General features: G+C 48.8%; 1 protein-coding gene. It reads right to left on the reverse strand.

Going from position 1 to position 207, the window contains the following annotated elements:
- Nucleotides 1-207 (reverse strand): DUF5072 family protein (locus NIE88_RS22260; protein WP_253065759.1); only part of this gene is annotated, 207 nt, incomplete at both ends.

A 207-nucleotide genomic window follows, 5' to 3' on the forward strand; every position in this document is an offset into this window, starting at 1 on the left:
GTCAGCGCCTCTTCCAGCTTGTGAATCGCATCAAAAATAGCAACGGATCCTTTGCCTTCCGTGTGTACGTGAATGACCGCCTGGTATCGGTCTTTCATCATGGTTTTACTTTTCTCCGGTATCGAGCCAAGCATTTCCGCATGATAAAAAGGCACCGGCGCATTCTCCGGTATACTGTCATAACAGCGCAGATCTGTATTGGCTTCG

This window comes from Sporolactobacillus shoreicorticis (genome assembly GCF_024125445.1).
Taxonomy (GTDB): Bacteria; Bacillota; Bacilli; order Bacillales; family Sporolactobacillaceae; genus Sporolactobacillus; species Sporolactobacillus shoreicorticis.